Below are 22,220 nucleotides of genomic sequence, written 5' to 3' on the forward strand. Positions count from 1 at the left end.
AAGCACATCAGGCTCACCAGCAGCCACGACCCTGACAATGCGCCCTCACTATTTTCCTGAACTCGCCGACCGCCCCGCAAGCTGCGTCATCGCCGCAATACGCTCGCTGAAGGGCTTCATCGATTCTGTCGCCGACGCGGTGACGAGTTGGGATAGCTTCACGACCTCGGCCATGTAGGCGTCCATGGCGCTTTTGGAGTAGGCCATTTGCAGCTCCACGACCTCCTGTGGGGACTTGGCGCTTGCCAGCGATTTTCCCGCCGCGGTCTGGTCTTCCAAAGTCTTCTTGGCAAAAGTGATCGCTTCCATCCGCAAGGTTTCAGCGCCTTTTGTCGCGGCCGCGACCGAGGCGACCAGGGCTTCAAGATTTTTCTGCGAGTTAGCGTTCGCCTCGTTGCCTCGTTAAGGGCTGACAGCGTCTTATCGATGCCTACCTTGTGAATCGGCGCGGGGTTTCAACGCCGATCGGCGCGATAAAATGTTGATTCAATGGGGTATGCAGGGGCCAATCTCTCGCGCCGATTCACACCCACGGCGCGCTGGCATCTGGACGAGATGGTCGTGAAGATCCGTGGTCGGCGTATGCTGCTGTGGCGCGCCGTCGACGACGAGGGCAAGGTGCTGGATGTCCTGGTGCAGAAGCGTCGGAACAAGGCCGCAGCCTTGAAGCTCCTCCGGAAATTGCTCAAGAACCAGGGGAACCATCCGGAGACCGTCGTGACCGATGGCCTGGCGTCCTACCCGGCGTTGTACGCACAAAGGCACCATCAGCACAGACTATTCCGCCCCGCTGATGGGCTTGGAAAACGAGGCGGTCGCGATCGGCTCGACGGTCCGAGGCTCACCACGCCTCAAGACCTCGCAAAGCTGCGGCGTGAAAGGTCTCGCCATGGCGCGCGACGTTTTCTTGCCAATTCAGGTCTGGAGGGCAATACGCCGCCGTCAATCTGGCCATTAGGCCCTCTCGCGTCTGTCGTTCCCCTCCCGCAGTTCCCAAACGCAGCCACCGATCAATCATAACCGCCTCAAACGCCTCAAAGCTTGTGACCGTACCAATCTCTATCGGCGCACCGGTGATGTCGGTGTCCGGCAGCCATCGCTGCAGCCCCTCAAACAGCAGACCTGACCAATCGGGCGTTTCTCTGGATTCAAACGCGTTTTCCGGTCCCTGCAATGCAAGACCGGCCCACCATTCAGCCATTCGCGCCCGGGCGGGGTGGTCCGATGGCTGCAGGGCCATGATTAGGGGTTCGCCATAGGCGCCGGCCCCGGTGTGCCATTCCAGGAACGCGAGCTGACGACAGCTCGATAGCTCGGTCTGGACGATGCGCCGCAGGACAATATGGGATGGCGAAGGTCTGTAGCCGCCAAATGCCAAACCGTCCGCATGAGTGTACTGGCCGCCGGTGAAGGCGGTCAGGGCTCGCCCGTGACCGAGTTCAGCGCTGAGCTCCCTGTAGAGCTGCTGCACCCGTTCGAGCATCCCGTCTCGCCAAAGATCAGGGCATACTTGGCGATGTATCAGGTCGTAGTCTGGATTGGTGGGTCGAGGCCGGTCAAAGTTGCAGAAGTTGCGCGAGAGATCGACGTTTTCAGCGTCTACTCGGTGACCATGCGACAGACCCCAAGGATTGAGCGCATGCACCAGGACAATGCTGCAGCTGTCGGGAAGGGCCTCCTCCGCAAGCGAAGCCAGGAATGCCCTCTGAGCGACCGAACCCGCGTGGCCCTCAGCGCCATGCGTCCCGGAGATCGACAACAGGACCTTGCTCGAATGGGCGGGTCCGATCACCCCCCAGTCGATAGTCAGATCCTCCGCATCGGCGCCCAGACCCGGGATCGGTGCGACCTCCAGACGCCCACCAGCCTGGCGCACGCCGCGGCGAAAGGCGGCTCGCGCCATCTCAAAGGACGACTCAAACGCGATCAACCCGGGAGCCCCGATACGCTGTCTGCGCGGAAGAGTGGGAAGGTGAGCACCAAGCTCAGGGCATAGAAGCCGGCGGCCAGGAGGGCGACGGCGGACATCCCGAATTGTGCAACGGGCGCGGCCAAAGCCGGCCCCAGCGCCGATCCAAATGCCAGCATCGCCGCACCCAGAGTGCTCCAACGCCCTGTGGGATCCAATCGCGCCACAGCTCCGAGCACGAACGGCAGGCCGAAGAACCAAGCCGTCTTGATTAGAATTGCGCCGGCGATATAGGCGGTCTGGCTCGACGCTGCCAACAGCAGGGTCGATGCCAGAAGCCCCGCATAGGCGGCGACACTGGGTCCCAATCGACCCCAGCGGCCACTGACCAATAGGGCCGCGCCCGAGCCAAGGATTGCGCCCAAGACGGACACGCCTAACAGGAAACCGACCTGCGTACGGCTCATACCCAGATTAACCCCCATGCGCTCCTGGAACGACCAGAGCGTCGTGTGGCCGGCATACAGAAAGAACAGGGCTAGGACTCCGCACGTCGCTGGAACCGCCCGACTCCGGGTTGGCGGTGACCGCTGCGCTCTATGCGTAGCCGTTACGGCTGGAGCCCTTGGCGGCAGGGCGGACGTGCACGCCAACCCGATCGCGGCCACCACCGCGAGAACTGTCGCGATACCGATCAGGCCGTAATGTTCCGAAATCCATCCCGAGGCCGAGAGCAACGCTGCCGCATAGGTCAGGTTGATAAAGTTGGCGAGGCCCCAGGCTTTCTGAGGGTCGGGGCGCGCCGCGAAGGCCGCGAATACCGTGGACGCCGCCAAGCCTAAAGCTAAGCCGAACACCGTGCGAATGAGGATGAGCGCCCAAAATCCCGAAGCGCCGGCAGTCACCAGGCTGGAGACGATCATTACCGCCAGACCCGCAGTGGCCAATCGCCGTCGCGGCAACTTGTGAAGCGTGACGTAAAACAGCAGCAGGCCGCAGGCATAGGCGAGATTCTCGGCCGCTACCGCCAGACTGGCGAGGCCTGCGGTCAATTTCAGATCGTCGATATAGAGCCCGACCAGAACGGGGGCGAGCGTGGCGCTTGTCAGCGCGCCGGTGGCGATCACCATCAGGCCCGCAAGGCCCCATGGAGAACCGCCGCCCGCGCCTTGCGCTGTTCCGCCGCCGTCCGGGGGGGATGCGATCCGGGTCCCGAATTCAGCTGACATAAGTAATCGCTTGGGGGGCCGTGTAAGCCGCCATTCCCTGAAAGCCCCCATCCACGCCATACCCAGATTGCTTTCGCGGCTCGAAATAGCCGCCCGATCCCAATCCAGGTTTTGCCTGGGGCGTGGTCATGACATCGACCGACCCCACCGTCAGCCGCTCGGCCACGGCCTCCGCAAGGTTGCGGTCTGCCGTCCACAAAGTACTCGCCAAGCCGTAGTCGCTGGCCTCCGCCAGACCCACGGCCTCGTCGATGTCTGCGTATTCCTGGACCGCTAGAAGCGGGCCAAACGTTTCTTCACGCCAGACTGGGGCGTCGGCGCCCGGATTGAGGATCAACTCAGGACAGACAAAGAATCCTCTGGGATCCAGCATGCCCAGAGGGCAGGGAAGGACGAGGTGCGCACTCGCAGCTCTCGCCGTCTCACGGTATCCAGCTACCGTCCGATGCTGCCGTGAACTGGCCAGCGGACCCAAGGCAGTGGTCGGATCGGAAGGATCACCAACACGCCAGGCCTCCGCTGCAGCGGCCAGACCGGCGACGGCCCGATGCAATTTGCCGCTTGGCACGAGCAGCCGGCTTCGTGACGCACACCACTGTCCGGTGTTCCAGAAGGCCGACCAGAATATGGCCGGCCAGATCTCATCTTCGTCAATCATGTCCTGAGCAACGATCTGCGCTGACTTGCCGCCGCACTCGAGCGCCACAGGTTTCAGTCTGAGAGAGGCAGCGGTCTGGGCGATCGCCCGGCCCGTCTGCGTCGACCCCGTGAAGGTGATCATATCGACGTCTGAATGGGCCGCCAGGGCCGCGCCGGTGGTATCACCCCGGCCCAGAACAACGTTGAAGACGCCAGCCGGCAGACCCGCTTCGCTGGCCAGTTGGCCTAGCAGCACCGCAGATCGAGGCGAGAGTTCGGAGGGCTTGAGAACCAGACAGTTACCCGCCGCCAGAATGGGTGCAGCACGCACCAGCACGTTTGCGACGGGGAAATTCCAGGGCGTGATCGCGCCGACCACCCCCCTCGGACGCCGTGCGACACCGTCCGCGCGCACGGCAAGGTCGCCGATAAGGCTGGCACAATAGCGGACCAAGCCGGGACCCTGGGACACCAGCGCCCGTGCATCGGTAATCGGGCGGCCCACCTCAAGGGTCTCGAGCCAGGCCAACTGGTCAATATTCGCTGCGATCCGTTCGGCCCAGGCGAGCAGATGACCGCTTCGTTCGGCGCTGCGCAGGCGTCCCCACCCGCCGTTGAAGGCGTCCCGGGCCGCCATGACGGCGATGTCGGCCGCCTGCCCGCCGCCGTCGTCGATGAGGCCCTGATCCAGGCCTGTGGCCGGATTGATGCTGGGAATCCCTTCGCCACGGGCTACCCAGGGCGCACCGTCGATCCACGAATGTCGAAAGCCGTCCAACAGGGCCGCCGCGTCGATGGTCATGAATGCTCTCGAAAAAGGTCGGCCGCCCGATCACCGATCATCATGGCTGCGGCCTGGGTGTTACCGCTGATGTGGCGTGGGAAGATCGATGTGTCGGCCACGAAGAGGCCCGAGACCCCGCGCACCCTCAACTGAGAGTCGACCACGGCGCGATCATCTTCACCCATCCGGCAGGTGCCAGCCGGGTGATAGATGGGACTAGCCGCCAGCCTCAGCTGTCGCTCGCCTTCTGAGCACCCGTCTCTGAGATCGGGCCATTCGATCTTCTCGAGGACGGCTCCACGAAGGCTCGGCGCGTCCGCGATGCGGCCGCAAAGCTCAACGCCGCGCTTTAGGGTTGCGAGATCGTCGGGATGATCGAGCAGCCGAGGAAAGATGAGCGCGGCGTCGCGAGCATCGTTAGTGGCCAGGGCGATACGCCCACGGCTCTTCGGATGGCTCACGCTGGCGACCACGCTGATCATTGGAAATGCCGCCAATCTGCGAGCCGCGCCGTGACCGACGTGTCCAAACGGCGTCATGTGAATCTGGACATCCGGCGCATCCTGGTCGGGCAGGGTACGGGCGAAGGCGACGGCCTGGGCGGTAGGCGCCGACGCGGGACCGCCGCCGGCCAGCCATCTTAGGAATGCAGCCCCCATGCCGAGCGGCGTCGCCCACTGGTTAAGGGTTGGCGTGTTCACCCGAAGCCCCAGCCAGACGCCGACGTGCTCCATCAGGTTCTTGCCGACCTCCGGAGAGGCAGCGACAACTTCGATGCCCAGGTCGCGGAGTTTCGCGGGGTCGCCGATCCCCGATAGCATGAGGAGCTGCGGCGTGTTGATCGCGCCGCCGGACAGGACCACGCCCCGCCGCGCCCGCAGTGTCCGCATCACGCCGTCCTGTTCGAAGGACACCGCCACCGCGCGCCCGTCCTCGAAGATTACCCGATGAGCCTTCGCCCCTTCCAACAGCGCCACGGCGCCGCGGCGCACAGCAGGTCTGAGGAAGGCGTCGAACGCGTCACGCCGTCGGCCTCGCCGCAGGGTGCCCTGCACGAGTCCCACGCCGTCCTGCACCGGGCCGTTGTAGTCGGGGTTGGTCGGGAGGCCGGCCTCCGCCGCGGCGGCGAGGAAAGGTCGGGTGAGCGGATGAACATAAGGCAGACTGGAGACCGACATCGGTCCGTTTGCCCCGCGCGCCTGGCTGACTTCGAAAGGGCTCGACTCGATCCGCCGGAAATAGGGCAGGAGGTCGCTATAGCTCCACCCTGTCGCCCCAAGACCACGCCAAGCGTCATAGTCCTGCGGAGCGCCGCGTACAAAAATCATCCCGTTGATCCGCGTGCTGCCGCCGCGTCCGAGCCCGCGCGGCCAGGCGTCGACTCGTCCGTAACGGGTGGGATCGGGCTGCGCGGAATAGCACCAGTCGAAGGCGGGATTGCCGTTGGTGAACACGGTCGCGGCCGGAATGGCGCTAATTTTTGGACCCCTGGACCTGCCCGCCTCGAGAACGGCGATCCGGTTGCCCGGCCGGGCGGCCAGGCCGCCGGCGACGGCGCAGCCAGATGCGCCGGCGCCGACGACGATGTAGTCGAACGTCTCATCTTCCGGGCGCGTCATGGCGCTTCGCGCGCCGTTCTGAGTTTCAGGTCGACCATTTGCAGGAAGAAGCTTGCGCCGATCGGCAGGAGTCGGTCTTCAAAGTCGTAGTCCGCCGCATGGAGCATCGGCGTTGCGTCCGAAACGCCTGCGCCAAGCAGGACGAAGGCCCCCGGCCGCCGTTCGAGCATATATGCGAAGTCTTCCGAACCGGTGACGGGCGCCAAATCACGTCGCACCTGCCCAGCCCCAAGGACGTGCTCGAGCGCCGCCGCGGCCACCGCTGCCTCCGTCACGTTGTTTACGGTGGGGGAGAAGATGATCTGAAACTCAAGATCGACCGTGACGCTGAACGCCGCGCCGACGCCCAAGACGATCTGGCGCATCTGGGTTTCGATCGCCATCAGAGTCGCGGCGTCGAACGCGCGAGCTGTGCCGAGCAGGGTGACCGAGTCCGGGATCACGTTGAACGCGCGTCCGCCATCGATGGCGGCCACGCTGATCACGCTCATCGCCGCTGGATGGAGCCTGCGCGCAGGGATCGCCTCGAGGGTCGCCACCATACTGGCCGCCGCCGAGATGGCGCTCGATCCGAGATGCGGGTTTGCCGCGTGGCCGCCCTGGCCGCGCACCACCACCCGGAAGGTTGCCGCGCCAGCGCAGGCTGTCCCCGAGTGAACCGCAGCGCTCCCGAGCGGCAGCTGGGGGGCGTTGTGAAGTGCAAAGATTGAGTCGCAGCCGAAACGCTCGAAGAGTCCGTCCTCGATCATCGCCTTGGCCCCGCCCAGCCCTTCTTCCGCAGGCTGGAAGATCAGATTGACTTGCCCGGCGAAGTCCCGTCGCTCGCTCAGCACGCGCGCGGCGCCCAGCAGCATCGCCGTGTGCCCATCGTGACCGCAGGCGTGCATGCAGCCGTCGCGGCGCGATCGGTGAGCCCGGCCACCGTATTCCTGGATCGGCAGGGCATCCATATCCGCGCGCAATCCCAAGCCGGGGCCGTCGGAATGACCGCGAATGATGCCCACAACGCCAGTGCCGGCAATGCCGGCGTGGGTCTCAACGCCCCAGGATTCCAGGAGGCGGACGACCTGGTGCGAGGTCTCAATTTCTTCGAACCCCAGCTCGGGATGCTGGTGAAAACGGCGGCGCCAAGCTGTCATGTCGCCGACCAGGGGCGTCAGAGCCGGATCGAGGTTCATGTTCGCTCCCCACGGCATTGTGCACCCTTGTGCAGCGCCGAGCTCCAGGGATCGTAGCGCCAGCGAGTGGGGTCAGGTTATGCGGCCGACCGGGCGGTTATTCAGGCCGCACAATTTTGGCCGGTCCGTCCCGGGCGACGGAAGGCGAGACACCATGGAAAGCCTTATATGCGAGTGAGAAATTGCTGAGGTGGCCGTATCCACAGCGTTCAGCTACCTCGCTGACGGAATGGCCCCCTTCGCTCAGCAGGCTCTGGGCGCAAGCCATTCGCTCCCGTTGCACCGCTTCGCCGACGGTCTCCCCATAAAAGGCCTTGAACGCAGCGGTCAGCCGGGTGCGATTCAGACCCACCGATCTGGAGAGATCGGCCACGGACGGCGGGGCGTCGAAACGTTCGCTGATGATCGCGCGGGCCTGCTGGACGCGCCGCACCTCGCGATCCATGAGGCCGTGATCCTGGGTCGTCCGGAACTGCGAGAGGAAGAAGTCCAGCATAAGGCAGGAAAGCTCATCCGTCTTCGCGCGCTTGTACCGTTCCTGGGCCCACGGCGATCGACGCAGGCTGAGGATCGCCGCGGTGCAATGAACCGCCGCCCGCGGAATCTCATGGCGCTGAAACAACAGGCGTTGTGACAGGAACGCGGTCGCCGCCTGCACTTCGCGGGACCCGACTTCGCATCCCGCGATGCCACCGTTGGCCGTACGCGGAAAGAACACCGTCACGGAACGATCCTGAACAGCCTTCGGGATCACCTGCCGTTTTACCACCCCGATGGGCTGGTGAGCCACGACGAGGCATTCTCCATCGGCGGTCATGTCTGGACCGGCGCCAAAGTGGTACTCGCCAGCGCCCGCGAGCTGAAGTTTGAAGGTGAGACACTCCTGGCCCGGCAACTCTTCGTTGATCCCAGTGTTGGAGGACCCGTCGCAAATCAGATAGCCAACGTCGTCCTTCGGCCGGCGCAGTTCGAATCGGCCACTGAAGTTGTCGAAGATTTCTCCGTCGAGCATTTGCATCAGGACCTGTCGTTGGGACTGCGGCGACCTCTACGGGCCAATGCGATCACCAAGTTCAACTTCGCATCGTCGCCACGCGTTTGCAAACGCGGGTCGTTTGACCGCCATGATCCTCACGCGGCGGAATTATTGCGTCCGCCATAAGGCGTCATTTCCGCCCATAACGCGTCGCTCTCGTAATGCTGCAAACAATCGACGGCTGAGGAGGCGCAGCGCAAGTCGCAGATTCGCCGCCCGATCAGCGTCGACTTTTCCAGAATGGGGTGGGGATATGCAAAAACTACTTGGCGGCGCCAGCTTGATCGCTTTGGCGGTCGTTGTGGCTGCGACCGGCGTTTCACCCGCTCGGGCCGCGAACACCGCAGCCACACAGGTTGACGAGGTGGTTGTCACCGCGCGCAAGCGGTCAGAACGAATCCAGGAAGTCCCGATGACGGTGACCGCCCTGTCGGCCGCCGATCTCGAACGCAGCAATCCGCGGGATTTGAAGGATGTCCTACGCCAAGTGCCGGGTCTCTCGTTCTCCGGCGCCGACCTCGGTCAGAGTCGATATACCATTCGAGGAATCAGCTCGGCCTCACCCAGCCCGACCGTCGGGATTTACCTCGACGACGTTTCTCTCGTGACGGTGACCACCAACTTCAGCGGGGCGATTGACCCAGTCTTCTTCGATTTCAGCCGGCTGGAGGTTTTGAAGGGTCCACAAGGAACGTTGTACGGCGGGAACGCCATGGGCGGCGCGATCAAATACGTCAGCCATGCGCCCGACCTTTCCAACCTTAGCTTAGATGTGGCCGGAGGTCTGGCCGGGGTCGCCCATGGCAAACAGTCTTATAATGCTGAGGCCGTGTTGAACCTGCCGTTGAAGGCCGACGTTCTGGCCCTGAGGGTCGGGGTGAACTATCGGGGCGATGCGGGCTATGTGGACAATATTCCCAACGCCCCGGCGGTGAATTATCTCACCAGCACCTCCGCGCCGCCGAATCCCCTCTCGCCGCTCACAAAGCCCTCGCTTAGCACGCGATCGGATGCGGACCAGAATTCAGACAATGTTTACGCCCTGAAGATGGCGCTACTCTGGCAACCTGACGCAAGTCTGGAAATCACACCCCAACTCTTTCACCAGAACTATCACCAGAAAAACGCGTCGATCTTCTGGACCAATCTCCCTGCGCTGACGAGTTCGTTTCGCCTGGCGCAGCCGACCCGGGACGGGCTTGATGTTTACTCACTGTCCGCCGTCAAACATTTGCGCGGAGTCGATCTCACCTGGCTGACCGGTCAGGTTGATCGGTCGGTGGCCTGGGACCGTGACTATTCATTCTATATCGGCATCCTGGCGCCGGCATTCTACGGCCTTAATTCGCCTAATGCGTCCGACAGCAAGACGAGGACGTTCAGTCAGGAGCTGCGAGCGTCGTCGTCGGACCCGGCGGCGCGACTGCGCTGGACTGCGGGCCTCTACTATTCCAAGCAAAAGGATGTGCTTGACCAAGCTGTGAATACGCTTGGTGTTGGCGCGGCGCTGGGAACCGGTACGGACACCGTCTATCACGGGGTTGCCGCCACGCGCACCACTCAGTACGCCGGGTTTGGCGAACTGACCTACGCACTCCTACCGACCCTGGATGCCAGTCTTGGCCTACGAGCCTTCCGTGTTGAGCAGTCGGTGAACACCACGGGCGACGGCATCTTGAACGGCGGTCACACTCACGCCGCCGGGAGCAGCAGCCAAGACGGCGTGAATCCCAAATTCGAACTCTCCTACCGTGCTGCGGACAATCATCTGATCTATGCCAGTGCGGCGAAGGGTTTTCGTCCAGGCGGCAGCAATCCATCCGCCGTCGCGCCTGGTCTATGTGCAGCGGACCTCGCCAGTCTCCACCTGAGTTCGGTCCCTGCGGGCTATCAGTCGGACAAGCTGTGGACTTACGAAACCGGAAGCAAGAACCAGTTCCTGGATCGCCGCCTTACCGTAAACGGAGCCGCTTACTACACCGACTGGCAGAATATTCAGCAGAAGATCTTCCTTCCAAGCTGCGGATTTTCCTTCACCGGAAATGCGGCTACAGCGGTCGTCAAGGGCGGCGAAGTCTCGGCGGAATATGAGGTCATCGAGGGGCTTACGCTAAGCGGAACGGCCAGCTACGCCGACGCCCGTATCACACGCAGTTCGGTCGGCATTTCGGCAAAGGTGGGCCAAGCGGTACTCGATACGCCAAAATGGATCGCGAACACTGCGATCGCTTACCGGTTTCCCGTCCCGGGGCAAGGGCTTGGCACGTTCCGCGCAGAATACCAGTACCGGAGTTCGAGCCTCCGAGGATTCGAGACTACCCTGCCCGTGAGCACGCCTACCGGTGTCACGACCGCGCCAAACATCACTCAGATTCAGTCGGGCTACGAGCAGGTAAACCTCGACCTGGGTCTTGCCTACGGCCGCTATAAGTATTCGATCTATGTCACCAACGCGTTCGATCGTGGGCCTCGGCTGGACTACGATGTGATCAATGGCCTGACCCAGGCGACGACCGTTCGACCACGCACCATTGGGATCAGTCTGAGGGCGGGCTTCTAACGACTCAGTCGTGAAATGGCCGTTTTGAGTTCGGCCTGCAGCGCGGCGCTACGGTGTAGGTCAGACTGGCGCCGCTCATCGCTTGTCGGCGAAGACCTTCACCCTGGCGCCTATCGCTTCGAGACAGATCTCCTGCAGTCGCTCGGGTCGGACGTGCCAATCCGTGAGGACCGCGACGGCGTTGGTCTCGAGCATGGCCCGAAGGTGCTCGATATAGGCGTCCAGCTTTGGGTGCGTCCGCTCGGCCCTCTCGTACTTGAGCGCTGTCTGACCCGACCGCAGCCCCTAGCGGACTACGTTGTGCGACAGCCCCACCTTCCGCCCAACCGTCCTCGCCATCAAGGTCTCCGTCTCGATCCGCAGCTGACCAATCCGCCGATCTGGCCATCAGAGACTCAAGAACAGGGGAGCCCTTTCGACGTCGATATCCCCGAGATGGGATCAGTGTTGCACGCCGATTTCCGCCGTCTACAACGACGTCTAGAGCCAGCCCCACCTGATCCGCTGACCGACCTTTCGACCGTTCCGGGCCGAGGTTCACCAGACGTGGGCGGCAGCCACCGCGGCGGCCTGACGGAATTTATGGGGGCGAGCCGCCTCGGTTCGGTCAGGATCTTTGGTCGGACCTCAAGCGCCACCCCGGGGAAGCAATTCGGAGATGTCCTCGGCATTGTTGTCCAAAAGCTTGCCCATGGCCGCGCGGGCAGCGCGCGGATCGCGAGCATGTACCGCTTCGGCCACGACCTTGTGCTCGACGAGGTTTCGGATGAATCTCCCATCGATCGCCATCACCAGCTCGAAGTTGGCGCGCAGAAGGACCTCGAAGCAGCGCATGACGGTCTGCAACAAGGCGTTGTGCGAGGCCTCCGCGAGACGCCGATGGAAGCTGATGTCCGCCTCGATGGCGCGTTTGCGGTCGCCGGCGTATTCTTCCATCTGCTCATAAGCTTCGAACACACGCAGGATCTCGGTCGTCGTGGCATTGGTGGCAGCCAGCGCCGCAATCTCGGGCTCCAGGAGTCCGCGTAACGCGGTCAGTTCTGCCACGGCCCGGTCGCGATGCTTCGGATGGAGGAGCAGCCAACCGAGTACGCTGGGATCGAGGAGATTCCAGCTCGACTCGGGCAAGACGATCGTGCCGGCCCGACGCTCGGTTCGCACGAACCCGCGGCCGGTCAGGATTTTAACCGCTTCGCGAACGGCGTTGCGGCCCGCGTGGAACTGCGTCGCCAGCTCCTGTTCAGTGGGAAGGTTGGCGCCAGAGAGATGATCGCCGCGCACGATCTGCGACCCCAGGGCATCGAGTATTTCATTAGTCCTGCTCGCGGCCGGGCCCATTACCGTTGCGGAAGACTTCTCGGCACGCCGATCTGGTAATTTCATGGACTGGAGCCTGGCGCCGATGAGAATTTTGGAGCCTATAATCTGATTGCTGGCCCATGCAAGGCGCGTGTATGGGATGTTATGCCCTATTCATCCCATGAAATAGCTGCTCGATTTCGACTGGATGGTCGGGTCGCTCTGGTCACTGGCGCCGACCGTGGGATCGGCCAGGCGATTGCAGACGGGCTGGAAGCGGCCGGCGCCAAGGTCATGCGCCATTGCAAGGCGGCAAATGGTGACGCCGATATAGATGCGGCTTGGCTCTCAAGCGACCTCGCTCAGCGCGACGGCGCGGAGGTCCTAGCGAGACAGGTGCGGGCGCGGACGAGCCGGCTGGACATCCTAGTCAACAACGCCGGAGTCGAGCGCCCAGGGTCTATCGAGACCCTAAATCCAGACGATCTTGACGAAACCCTCGCGGTCAACGCCCGGGCGCCGGTTCAGCTGGTGGCCGCATTGTTGCCTGAGTTGTCCGCGTCCAAGGCTGCATCCGTCGTTAACGTCACGTCGATCCACGAATGGGTTCCCTATCCGGGCAACGTCGCCTACGGCATGGCGAAAGCTGCCCTGGCGATGTTCACGCGGACGGCTAGCATCGAACTGGCGCCGAAAGGCATCCGGGTGAACAATCTCGCTCCGGGAGCGGTGGCGACCGACATCAATCGCGAGCTTCTCACGGAGATCGGTCACGAACGCTTCGCCAGTTGGATTCCCGCCGGGCGGGTGGCGGAGGTCGACGATATGGTCGGGCCGGCGCTCTTCTTGGCCTCCGACGCCTCGCTGTACGTCACCGGAACGACGCTCGTGGCCGACGGTGGGTATGGCCGCAATGTCGTCCGATACTGATCGCCTCGATGCCGCGTTGCAGGGTGTGGCGCTTGGTGAGCCCCTCTTGGAAATGTCGCCCCGCGAAGCGGTCGCAGATCAGTTCGGCTACTCTGGTGACGAACTCAACACGGCGGTCTATCTGGCTAGGTTCGGTTATACGACCAGCTTGGTGCGCGCAGTTGGAGTCGCTTCTTTGAGCGACAGCTACCTTAAAGTTCTCGCAGCAGAGAGCTTCGACGCGCGCGAACTGGCATGGGGCTCGGGAGGGGAGACTTTCCTTTTCGATTTCGTCAGCCCGCGGGCGGAGATCGTCTTGCGCCAAGTACGCCGTGCCGTCGTTGTCAGGGCGCGTGGTCAGTGTGATCGTTTCACAGCTGCGGCCGCAAGGAATGTCCTCGCCCCTACGGGCGCCGGCGATGCGTTCAACGCCGCCTACTTGGTGATTGGGGGCAGCCGTGGCTCCAGGCCTCAGGCTGTAAAGGTCGGTCGCAGAGTGGCCGAACAGGTCATCGCCCAACGGGCGCGGTCTTGCCCCTCGCCGTCGTGCACAGCCTAAGGAGCCTTATCGCATGAGCCGCCCGCTACGTTCACGCACTTGGTTCGAAGGCAGCCATCGCAACAACTTCATCCACCGGGGTTGGTTGCGCAATCAAGGCACGCCGTCCGATCAGTTCGACGGTAGGCCGGTGATCGGCATCTGCAACACATGGTCCGAACTGACGCCTTGCAACGCTCACCTTCGTGAACTGGCCGATCACGTGCGTCGCGGCGTTCTGGACGCCGGCGGCTATCCGCTGGAGTTCCCGGTCATGTCGCTAGGAGAATCCCTGATGCGGCCCACGACGATGCTGTTCCGCAATCTCGTGTCCATGGACGTCGAGGAGTCGATCCGAGCCAATCCGCTCGACGGGGTCGTCCTGATGGCGGGTTGCGATAAGACCACGCCAGCGCTGCTGATGGGCGCGGCCAGTGTCGATCTTCCGGCGGTCCTGGTGTCCGGGGGACCGATGCTCAACGGCAAGTTCCGGGGCCGCGACATCGGATCGGGGACAAGCCTCTGGGAGTTCAGCGAACAGGTTCGCGCGGGCGAAATGTCCTTAGATGCGTTCCTCGACGCGGAGATTGGCATGAACCGCTCGGCCGGACATTGCATGAGCATGGGCACGGCCTCGACCATGGCCTGTCTATCGGAGGCCATGGGCGTGACCTTGCCGCACAACGGTGCGCTGCCAGCCGTCGATGCGCGCCGTCAGACCCTGGCGCGGCTTTCAGGGCGGCGGATCGTCGATCTCGTGAAGCAGGACCTGCGCCTGTCGCAGGTGCTCGACCGTCGATCCTTCCTCAACGCTGCCGTCGCCTGCTCGGCCCTGGGCGGGTCGACCAACGCTATCGTGCACCTGCTGGCGCTCGCAGGTCGTCTCGGCGTGAGTTTCACACTCGACGACTGGGAGATGGCTGCACACGATGTGCCGTGTCTCGTGGACCTGATGCCGACGGGACGGTTTCTTATGGAGGACTTCTGCTACGCGGGCGGCGTACCCGCCCTGATGGTCGAGCTTGGGGACTTCGTGGACCGCAGCGCCGCTAGCGTCTGGACCGGGACCCTCGGCGCGAGCCTAGCCGGCGCGCGTAACGACAACCGGGACGTCATCCGCCCTCTGTGCGATCCAGTCGCGCCGGCTGGCGGCGTGGCTGTCCTTCGCGGAAATCTCGCGGAACGCGGCGCGGTCATCAAGACCTCGACGGCCAGCCCCGCCCTGATGGAGCACACAGCCCGCGCCGTGGTGTTCACAGATGCCGCCGATATGCGCGCCAAGGTCGACGATCCCGATCTCGACGTTCGACCCGACGATATCCTGGTGCTCCAGAACGTGGGCCCGCGGGGCTATCCCGGCTTTCCCGAGGTCGGAAACCTCCCAATCCCCAAGCGCCTTGTCCAGATCGGCGTCCGCGACATGGTCCGAATTTCGGATGGGCGAATGAGCGGGACGGCCTTCGGCACCGTCGTACTGCATGTCGCGCCGGAGGCCGCCGTCGGCGGCGCTTTGGCGCTAGTGCGCTCCGGAGATCGCATCGCCCTATCGGTGTCCGCCCGCCGTCTGGATTTGATGTTGGAGCCGGAGGAACTGGCCGCCAGGCGCGCCGCCTGGACGCCTGCCCCGGGCCCCGCGAGCGGCTATGCCCAGCTCTACACACAGCACGTCCTGCAGGCTGACGAAGGCGCCGATTTCGATTTTCTAGTGGGATGCCGCGGCTCGGAGCCGGCGGCTGATTCCCACTGAACAAACCGTGCGAGATAGTGTCCTACCCGCAGGTTTCCAAGGAGGAAGTCCAGAATTCGCCGGGTGCGTTACATCACGCCGTAGGTGTCGAAGGCCTGCTGGCTGGTCATGCCGGCGCTCAGCGCCTTGGCCACCAGGTTTTCGCTCCGCACCTTCTCCAGGGCGCGAGTGACGGTTTCCGCCACCGCATCCTGCGGGACCACCAGAACCCCGTCGCGATCACCGAAGATCAGATCTCCCGGCACAACGCTCACCCCGTCCACTTCGATCGGCCTCCGCCAGCCGGAGACCTCGCCGCGAACCCCTTGATCCTGAGCATAGGCCCCAAAGGACGCCACGGGGAAGTCGAGCGCCAGGATGTCGCTGGTGTCGCGATGGTAGCCGTGCAGCACGGCGCCCGCGGCGCCGCAGGCCTTGGCGCGGGTGGACATCAAGCCCCCCCACAGGGCGTAGGTCGGCGACGAACCGGCGCATATGTAGACCTCGTCGGGCTGCAGGTCGTCCAGGGCTTCAAACATCCGCCCGAACGGCTTGCCAACCCGCTGCTCCGGATCCTCGGGCAGATCGCGCTCTTCCACCGGCATCGCCCAGCCGACGATCCGCATCACCGGCGTGATCGGCCTTAGGCAGGGCCGCAGGAATTGGCGAGTGAGACCCATTTGGTCCAGCACGTCGCCTATAACAGCCGTGAATAGCTCCGCCCGCGCCACGGACAGCAGGTGCTGCAGGGGTTCGATCGCTTTCACCATCCGTCAGGTCCGCCTTCAATGGAGCGTCCCGCCGTCTCTGGGAGCAGCAGGATCGCGAATGGAATCTGAAGGGCGAGCACGCCGGCGAAGAGGCCGAAGGAGGCGGCCGCGCCCCAGGTGTCACGGATCGTCGGGAAGACTTGGTTGACCAGGGCTCCAGCGCCCCAGACTGCGACGGTGAGCGCCGCTGCGCCCACGCCCCGTGTTGCGGTGGGGAACAATTCCTGGACCACGACGAACTTGATCGGTCCGATCCCGAACGCAAAGCAGATGACGAAACCGCAAATCAAAGCCACCAAGCGCGGACCCGCGCCGGCGCCGATAGTCAGCGTGATGCCCACCAAGCAGGCGACCGCCCCCGCCGTGCCGGTCAGCAATAGGGCGCGCCGGCCCACACGATCAATGAGTGTCAGGGCGATGAGGGTCGCCAGCATGTTGACCGCGCCGATCGAGACGATGCCGCTGAGCGCGCCGCCGAACGCGAACCCTGCCCGGGAAAGGATGCTGGGACCGTAATAGAAAACAACCGTGATGCCGCTCAGTTCCGAGAACACCGCCAGGGCCAGCGCTAGACCAAGGGCGCGGCGATCCTCAGAGAGCAGACGCCCAAGTGCGCCCTTCGGCGCAGCATCGACGGCGACCTCAGCCAAGGCTGCGCGGGCCTCGGCCAAAGGCGCAAACCGACCCAGGATCGCCAGCGCCTCATCCGCCCGGCCGGCTCGGGCCAGCCAGCGGGGGCTTTCCGGCAGGGGCCAGGAGAGCGCCAGGAAAGCTAGGCTCGGCACCGCCTGGGTCGCCAGCATCAAGCGCCAGAGTTCGACTTGGGCGCCGCCCGGCGGGGCGGCGAACCGCGCCGCGAGCAGCGCATTGCTGATCAGGGCGATCAAGATGCCTAGGGTTATCGCGAATTGGAACAGGGTCACCAGCCGGCCGCGGCTCGCGCTCGGTGCTATCTCGGCAATGTAGAGGGGGCACACCATGCTCGCGACGCCGACGCCGAGGCCGCCGACCATTCGCGCGGCGATGAGTAGGGCCGCGTCAGGCGCCAGCGCCGCGGCCAGGGCGGCGAACAGGGTGAGCCCCCCCGCCAGCAGCAGGTTAAAGCGGCGGCCCAGTGCGTCGGTCAGCCAACCGGCAGCTGCGGCGCCGACCATGGCGCCGATCAGCGCAGCGCTGACGAAGAGCCCTTCAAGGCCGGCATGCAATCCATAGCGCGCGCGGACGGCATCGACCGTGCCTGAGATAACGATCTGATCAAAGCCGAACAGGAACCCGCCCGCAGCCGCGGCCGCACAGACCAGTAAGAGGCTTCGGCCGTGCGCGCCCGTCTCAGGGAGGCTCAAGGCACCCATCGCGCCTCGGCCAGCGCCAGCTTGATCTTCAGTGGGAGATCTCGGGAAGAGCCTCCTACCGACACAGTGTAGTCCCCAGCGGGCAATCTCCAGCGTTGCGCTGCTATATCCCAGATGGCCAACGCCTTAGGGTCGACGTGGATCTGCACAGTGCGCTTTTCTCCGACGGCCAGGTTCACGCGGGCCCACCCCGCTAAGCGTCGGGGCGGGCCGCCTGTCGACGCTGGCAGGCTGACATAGAGTTGCGCCACCTCGGTTCCAGGAACCTTTCCGGCGTTTGTCAGCGAAAACGTCGCCGTAAGGCTGTCGTCGAAGGTGGCGCTCAGCCGATCATAGCCGAAGCTCGTGTAGGAAAGGCCGTGTCCGAACGGGAATAGGGGTGTCTTTCCTTGGGCGTCGAACCATTTGTAGCCCACCAGCACACCCTCGGTGAGGCGGACGTCGACCCGCTTGGGATGAAGCACGTCCTCGAGCTCGATGCGGTCCTTCGCGACGCCAAGGATCTTGGCGCGGGGCAGATCGGCCTCGCTGGCCGGGAACGTTAGAGGCAGCTTCCCCGAAGGGTTCACCGCGCCGGTGAGCAGATCGGCGATGGCCTCCCCGCCTTGTTGGCCGGGATACCAGGCCTCGAGGACGGCGCCGACCTTGGACACCCAAGGCATGAGCACCGCCCCGCCGGTTTCCAAAACCACCACCGTCTTCCGGTGGGCGTCGGCGACCGCGGCGATCAGGTCGTCCTGGCCAGCGCCCAAGGTGAGGTCCGGGGCATCGGTCCCCTCGGTGCGGCGTCGCCCGGCGAAGACGATGGTGACATCGGCAGATCTCGCGAGCCGGGCGGCTCTGTCCGGCGCCTCGCCGGAGTCGAACTGGATGTCCGCGCCCGGAAGCCGCGCCCGCAAGGCTGCGACCGGAGAGGAGCTTACCCACACGGGGATTCCGGCAAAGCCAAGCGGACCCGACGGTATGGTCTGGGGCGGGATTGCGTTGCCGCCTACCGGATTGACCTGGGACGAGCCGCCGCCGGACATCACGGCGCGATCCGCATTGAGACCGATTACGGCGATGCGCAGGCGCTTGGCCGGCCTCACCGGCAGTACGCCGTTGTTCTTCAACAGCACGGAGCCTTCCTGCGCGCTGCGAAGCGCGACCTCGGCTCCGGCCGCGGGGTCAATTGGCGTCACCACCTTGTCCGCCATGGCTCCGACGGCCATCAGTGACCGGACGATGCGCCGGACCATATCATCCAGCCGCCAGGCGGGCACCTCGCCAGCCTGGACGGCGACGGCAAGCGCGGGGCCAAATTTCGTGCCGTCGAAGAATTCCTGATCGAGGCCGGTGTTGATCGCTTTGGCAGTGCTATGGGTGCCACCCCAGTCGGACATCACCCATCCCTTGAAGCCCCACTCGCCCTTCAGCAGCCGGTTCAGCAGTTTGTTGTTCTCGCAGGCGTAGTCGCCGTTGACCTGGTTGTAGGAGCACATCACGGCGCCGACGCCGGACTCTTTGATCCCGATCTCGAACGCCAGGAGCTCCCCCTCGCGCATGGCGCGTTCGTCGATGACCTCATTGACCCCGAAGCGATCGGTTTCTTGGTCATTCAAGGCGAAGTGCTTGATGGTCGCCACGACGCCCTGATCCTGGATTGCTCGCAGTTGTGGGGCGATCATCTTTCCGGCGAGGATCGGATCTTCACCGTGGTACTCGAACGCTCGGCCACCCCGCGGATCGCGCGTCAGATTAACAGCGCCGCCTAGCGATACGTTGAAGCCTTCCTGGCGGGTCTCGCGGCCGATGACTTCGCCATAGGCGTAGGACAGTCCAGGATCGAAGCTGGCCGCCAGGGCCAAGGTTGAGGGCAATGCGGTAGATGGCCCGTTGGCCCGACGGCCGAGGTCCGTGACGCCCAGCCCCGCCCCGATGAGCTGAAGGTTGGGAACGCCGAGACGCGCGACGCCCTTGGCGAATCCATCTCCGCCCCGCGCCTGGGGATCGGCTTTGAACGGACCCACGCTCAGACCCCACTGGCCGGTGACGAGCCCGATCTTTTCATCCAAGCTCATCTTACCCACCAGCGCTTGCGCTCGAAGGTCGAGACCATCTTCTACAGCGGCCAACGGCAAGGGCGAGGGCGTGAGATCCGCCGCGGATGCTGCGTGTCTGAAGATGCCGATACAAAAGACCGTCGCAAGAAGAGCGGCCGGCCCGTGCCGGGGGCGACCAACGCTCGAATGCGTCATCGGCGCACGCTGATCTTTATACCTAAGGTTCGCTCAGCATCGCGATTAACGAACTGAAGGACCCCGCCAATCGCGTCAAAGGGCAGCCCCGAAAGACTTTGGGCGAACTGCTTGTCGAACAGGTTGTTCACGAAGACGCTCAAGGTCGTCCCGAGCTTCTCATTGCTGACGCCTGCGGTCAGGTTGACCAGGCCATAGGCCCTCTGCACCGTGGGATTGGGGATATTCGCCGGATAGAGCGCGAAAGTCGTGCTGCTGCGCCAGTTGAAGAGTCCCTGCGCGAAACCTTCCCACGTCCCGCCCTCAAGCGCATGGCGATAGTCGAAGTTCAGATTGCCGGTCCACTTCGGCGCACCCGGCGCATCGCGGCCCGAGGCATCGAACGACGTCCGGTTGGCGCCGCCCGCGAGCAGCGGGCCGCAAAATGCGCCGGGCGTTGTCACGAGCGCGCCCGCCGTCGGACAGGAAGCCGCGAGGAAGCTCTCGAAGTAGGCGTCGTTGTAAGATGCCGAGCCGCCCAGCGTCAGATTCGCGGTCGCCGCAAAAGTTGCGTCGCCTTCGAAGCCCTTGGAGATCAGCTTGCCGGCATTGCGGATCGCGTAGGAACTGAGTCCATTGGGCTGGGGCTCGACCACCTGGGCCTGGAAATCCTTGAAGCCAGTGTAATAGGCCGCAAGGTTCAGTCTCAGTCGGCGTTCGAAGAGCTCTGCCTTGTAGCCCGCTTCGAAGCTGGTGGGCACTTCCGGCCGCACTCGGGTGAAATCCTGGGGCGTCGTTCCAACTGGAATGACAACGTCCAGCAGGTTGTTGAAACCTGGGCCTTTGTAGCCACGAGTCACGGTGGCGTAGAGATTGCCGCGCTCGCCCACGTCCTGCGCCAGGCCCGCCCGCCAGGAAAGGCTTGTGTCGCTGGTCTCGACGTTGAAGGCGAGGGGCGCGAAGGCCGCGCCCAGGACGAAATTGAACGCGTTGGCCCCGGGAGTTCCAACCCGTGCGAAGTCCATGCTCACCCGGGTGTCGGTCAGTCGCGCGCCAAGGATCAGGCGCGTGCGGGGCGTGAAGTTCACATTGGCCTGGCCGAAGGCGGCCTCGTCGCGAACCCGGATCGTAGTGTTGACGTCGCGGCCGAAATTCTGCGCCGCTGGCAGCACTACGCCCGGCGCCAGGGTCAGGTTCGCGCCCGCAGCCTGCGCCTGGGCCAGGCCGATGGTGAAGCGTCCGACCTGCTGGAACGACCCGTCGTTACTGGAGTCGTAATAGAAGAGGCCTGCCACGAAATCGATGAACCGGTCTTTGGGTGACGTCAGCCGAATCTCCTGACTGAACTGATTGAGGTTGTTGCCCCCATAGTTGCGGTCGAGAACATTGAGCGGCGAAAGGTCCGCGTCGTTGTTGTCCTTCTGGTCCCAGGTTCGGTAGCCTGTGAGGGACGTCAAGGTGTAGGCGCCGAGCTTGTAGTTCACCTCCATGGACCCGCCCGCGTTCTCGGAGAGGTTGAAGATTTGACCACGCAGGTTCACATCCCGCGAGCCCGGACCCTGGCTGATCGGTCCGGTTATGGATGACAGGAACGCTGCCGACGCCCGTGGGTCGGTGGCCCGCGTGGCGAACTGGTTCACGGTCCAGACGCAGCAATCGTTGTTGCGTTTGGACCAGTCGGCGCGGAGGACGATGTCGAGGGCCTCGGTGGGCACCCAGCGGAGTTGGCCACGTACGCCGTATTCGTCCCGGCCGTCGTAGTCCTTGCCGGTGCCGATGTTGTGGACCAAGCCGTCTTCCTTGGTGAGATAGGCTGTCAGGCGTCCCTGAACATCCTTGGACACTGGACCTGAAACGGACCCAGCGGCCTTCACCTGATTGCCGGATCCATATGAGACATCCGCGGCTAGGCTCGGTGTCATTGTCGGCAGCCGCGTGACGATGTTGATCAAACCAGCGCTGGCGTTGCGCCCGAAGAGCAGGCCCTGCGGACCGCGCAGCACCTCCACGTGATCGACATCGATAAGGTCCGCGAGGCCCTGGCCCGCGCGCGCCAGCGGGATGCCGTCCACGACCGTGCCGACGCTTTGTTCGATGCCGTCAGCAAACACATTTGTTCCGATGCCGCGCACCTTGAAGCCGGCGCCGCGCGGTGTGTTGTAGCCGGCGATAGTCAGACCGGGCGCCAAGCGGGGCAGGTCCTCGGCCGAGTTCAAATTTAGCCGCTCGAGGGTCTGGCCCGACGCCACGGCGGCGGACACCGGGACATCAATAAGGTTCTCCGCCCGCCGCGTGGCCGTCACGACGACTTCGTCGAGCTGCGCAGCGGCCGGCGGGATCGCGGCCCGCGCGGCACCTGCAAGCCCAAAAGTGACCGCCACGCTGGCAAACAGAAACGATCGATTGGCGCCCAAGCTTTCCTCCATTGATCCCTTATATGGGAAATTTCATCCCAC

14 protein-coding genes and 2 pseudogenes are annotated in these 22,220 nt (G+C 64.1%); 4 read left to right on the top strand and 12 right to left on the bottom strand.

Features of this window, described 5'->3' with window-relative positions; all coding sequences use genetic code 11:
• Positions 1-48: 48 nt before the first annotated feature.
• A pseudogene (locus ACESMY_RS11225) lies at positions 49-378 on the bottom strand (phasin family protein); the annotation flags it as partial.
• A 156-nt stretch (positions 379-534) separates the two neighbouring features.
• Between ACESMY_RS11225 and ACESMY_RS11230 the strand changes: the two are divergent.
• A pseudogene (locus ACESMY_RS11230) lies at positions 535-747 on the top strand (DDE-type integrase/transposase/recombinase); the annotation flags it as partial.
• A 94-nt stretch (positions 748-841) separates the two neighbouring features.
• On the opposite strand, the gene ACESMY_RS11235 reads toward ACESMY_RS11230, so the two are convergent.
• The 6 genes from ACESMY_RS11235 to ACESMY_RS11260 form a co-directional block, all read right to left on the bottom strand.
• Positions 842-1,930 carry a DUF2817 domain-containing protein gene (locus tag ACESMY_RS11235; protein WP_372784674.1) on the bottom strand — a complete coding sequence of 363 codons (1,089 nt, stop codon included), beginning with the start codon at positions 1,928-1,930 and terminating at the stop codon, positions 842-844.
• Entirely contained in the window at positions 1,927-3,039 is a 1,113-nt protein-coding gene (locus ACESMY_RS11240; protein WP_372784675.1) for an MFS transporter, read from the bottom strand. The genes ACESMY_RS11235 and ACESMY_RS11240 overlap by 4 nt, the downstream gene beginning before the upstream one ends.
• Before the next feature lie 88 nt (positions 3,040-3,127).
• A complete protein-coding gene (locus ACESMY_RS11245) occupies positions 3,128-4,579 on the bottom strand; it encodes an aldehyde dehydrogenase (RefSeq protein WP_372784676.1) in 1,452 nt (483 codons plus the stop codon).
• The gene (locus ACESMY_RS11250) at positions 4,576-6,180 is read right to left on the bottom strand and encodes a GMC family oxidoreductase (RefSeq protein ID WP_372784677.1); all 1,605 of its coding nucleotides are present in this window, start codon (positions 6,178-6,180) and stop codon (positions 4,576-4,578) included. The genes ACESMY_RS11245 and ACESMY_RS11250 overlap by 4 nt, the downstream gene beginning before the upstream one ends.
• Positions 6,177-7,358, bottom strand: a complete 1,182-nt coding sequence (locus ACESMY_RS11255; protein WP_372784678.1) for an amidohydrolase — start codon at positions 7,356-7,358, stop codon at positions 6,177-6,179. The genes ACESMY_RS11250 and ACESMY_RS11255 overlap by 4 nt, the downstream gene beginning before the upstream one ends.
• A 97-nt stretch (positions 7,359-7,455) precedes the next feature.
• Positions 7,456-8,376: a helix-turn-helix transcriptional regulator gene (locus ACESMY_RS11260; RefSeq protein WP_372784679.1), complete on the bottom strand. Its 921-nt coding sequence runs from the start codon at positions 8,374-8,376 to the stop codon at positions 7,456-7,458.
• A gap of 271 nt (positions 8,377-8,647) precedes the next feature.
• Between ACESMY_RS11260 and ACESMY_RS11265 the strand changes: the two genes are divergently transcribed.
• On the top strand, positions 8,648-10,954 hold the full coding sequence (locus ACESMY_RS11265) for a TonB-dependent receptor (protein WP_372784680.1): 2,307 nt from the start codon (positions 8,648-8,650) through the stop codon (positions 10,952-10,954).
• Positions 10,955-11,581: 627 nt separating this feature from the next.
• On the opposite strand, the gene ACESMY_RS11270 is transcribed toward ACESMY_RS11265, so the two are convergent.
• A complete protein-coding gene (locus ACESMY_RS11270) occupies positions 11,582-12,337 on the bottom strand; it encodes a FadR/GntR family transcriptional regulator (protein ID WP_372784681.1) in 756 nt (251 codons plus the stop codon).
• Between the two features lie 81 nt (positions 12,338-12,418).
• Between ACESMY_RS11270 and ACESMY_RS11275 the strand changes: the two genes are divergently transcribed.
• Both ACESMY_RS11275 and ACESMY_RS11280 read left to right on the top strand, forming a co-directional pair.
• The gene (locus ACESMY_RS11275) at positions 12,419-13,183 is read left to right on the top strand and encodes an SDR family NAD(P)-dependent oxidoreductase (protein ID WP_372784682.1); all 765 of its coding nucleotides are present in this window, start codon (positions 12,419-12,421) and stop codon (positions 13,181-13,183) included.
• 551 nt (positions 13,184-13,734) lie between these two features.
• Positions 13,735-15,447 carry an IlvD/Edd family dehydratase gene (locus ACESMY_RS11280; RefSeq protein ID WP_372784683.1) on the top strand — a complete coding sequence of 571 codons (1,713 nt, stop codon included), beginning with the start codon at positions 13,735-13,737 and terminating at the stop codon, positions 15,445-15,447.
• Positions 15,448-15,515: 68 nt separating this feature from the next.
• Here the strand turns inward: ACESMY_RS11280 and ACESMY_RS11285 are convergent, their stop codons facing one another.
• From ACESMY_RS11285 to ACESMY_RS11300, 4 genes are all read right to left on the bottom strand, one after another.
• Complete coding sequence (locus ACESMY_RS11285) at positions 15,516-16,196, bottom strand: RraA family protein (protein WP_372784684.1); 681 nt, start codon at positions 16,194-16,196, stop codon at positions 15,516-15,518.
• Entirely contained in the window at positions 16,190-17,539 is a 1,350-nt protein-coding gene (locus ACESMY_RS11290; RefSeq protein WP_372784685.1) for a sugar porter family MFS transporter, read from the bottom strand. The genes ACESMY_RS11285 and ACESMY_RS11290 overlap by 7 nt, the downstream gene beginning before the upstream one ends.
• The gene (locus tag ACESMY_RS11295) at positions 17,536-19,608 is read right to left on the bottom strand and encodes a glycoside hydrolase family 3 C-terminal domain-containing protein (protein WP_372784686.1); all 2,073 of its coding nucleotides are present in this window, start codon (positions 19,606-19,608) and stop codon (positions 17,536-17,538) included. Before ACESMY_RS11295 ends, ACESMY_RS11290 begins: the two co-directional genes overlap by 4 nt.
• A gap of 173 nt (positions 19,609-19,781) precedes the next feature.
• The gene (locus tag ACESMY_RS11300; RefSeq protein ID WP_372784687.1) at positions 19,782-22,178 is read right to left on the bottom strand and encodes a TonB-dependent receptor; all 2,397 of its coding nucleotides are present in this window, start codon (positions 22,176-22,178) and stop codon (positions 19,782-19,784) included.
• Between the last annotated feature and the right edge of the window lie 42 nt (positions 22,179-22,220).

The organism is Phenylobacterium sp. (assembly GCF_041691455.1).
Lineage (GTDB): Bacteria > Pseudomonadota > Alphaproteobacteria > Caulobacterales > Caulobacteraceae > Phenylobacterium.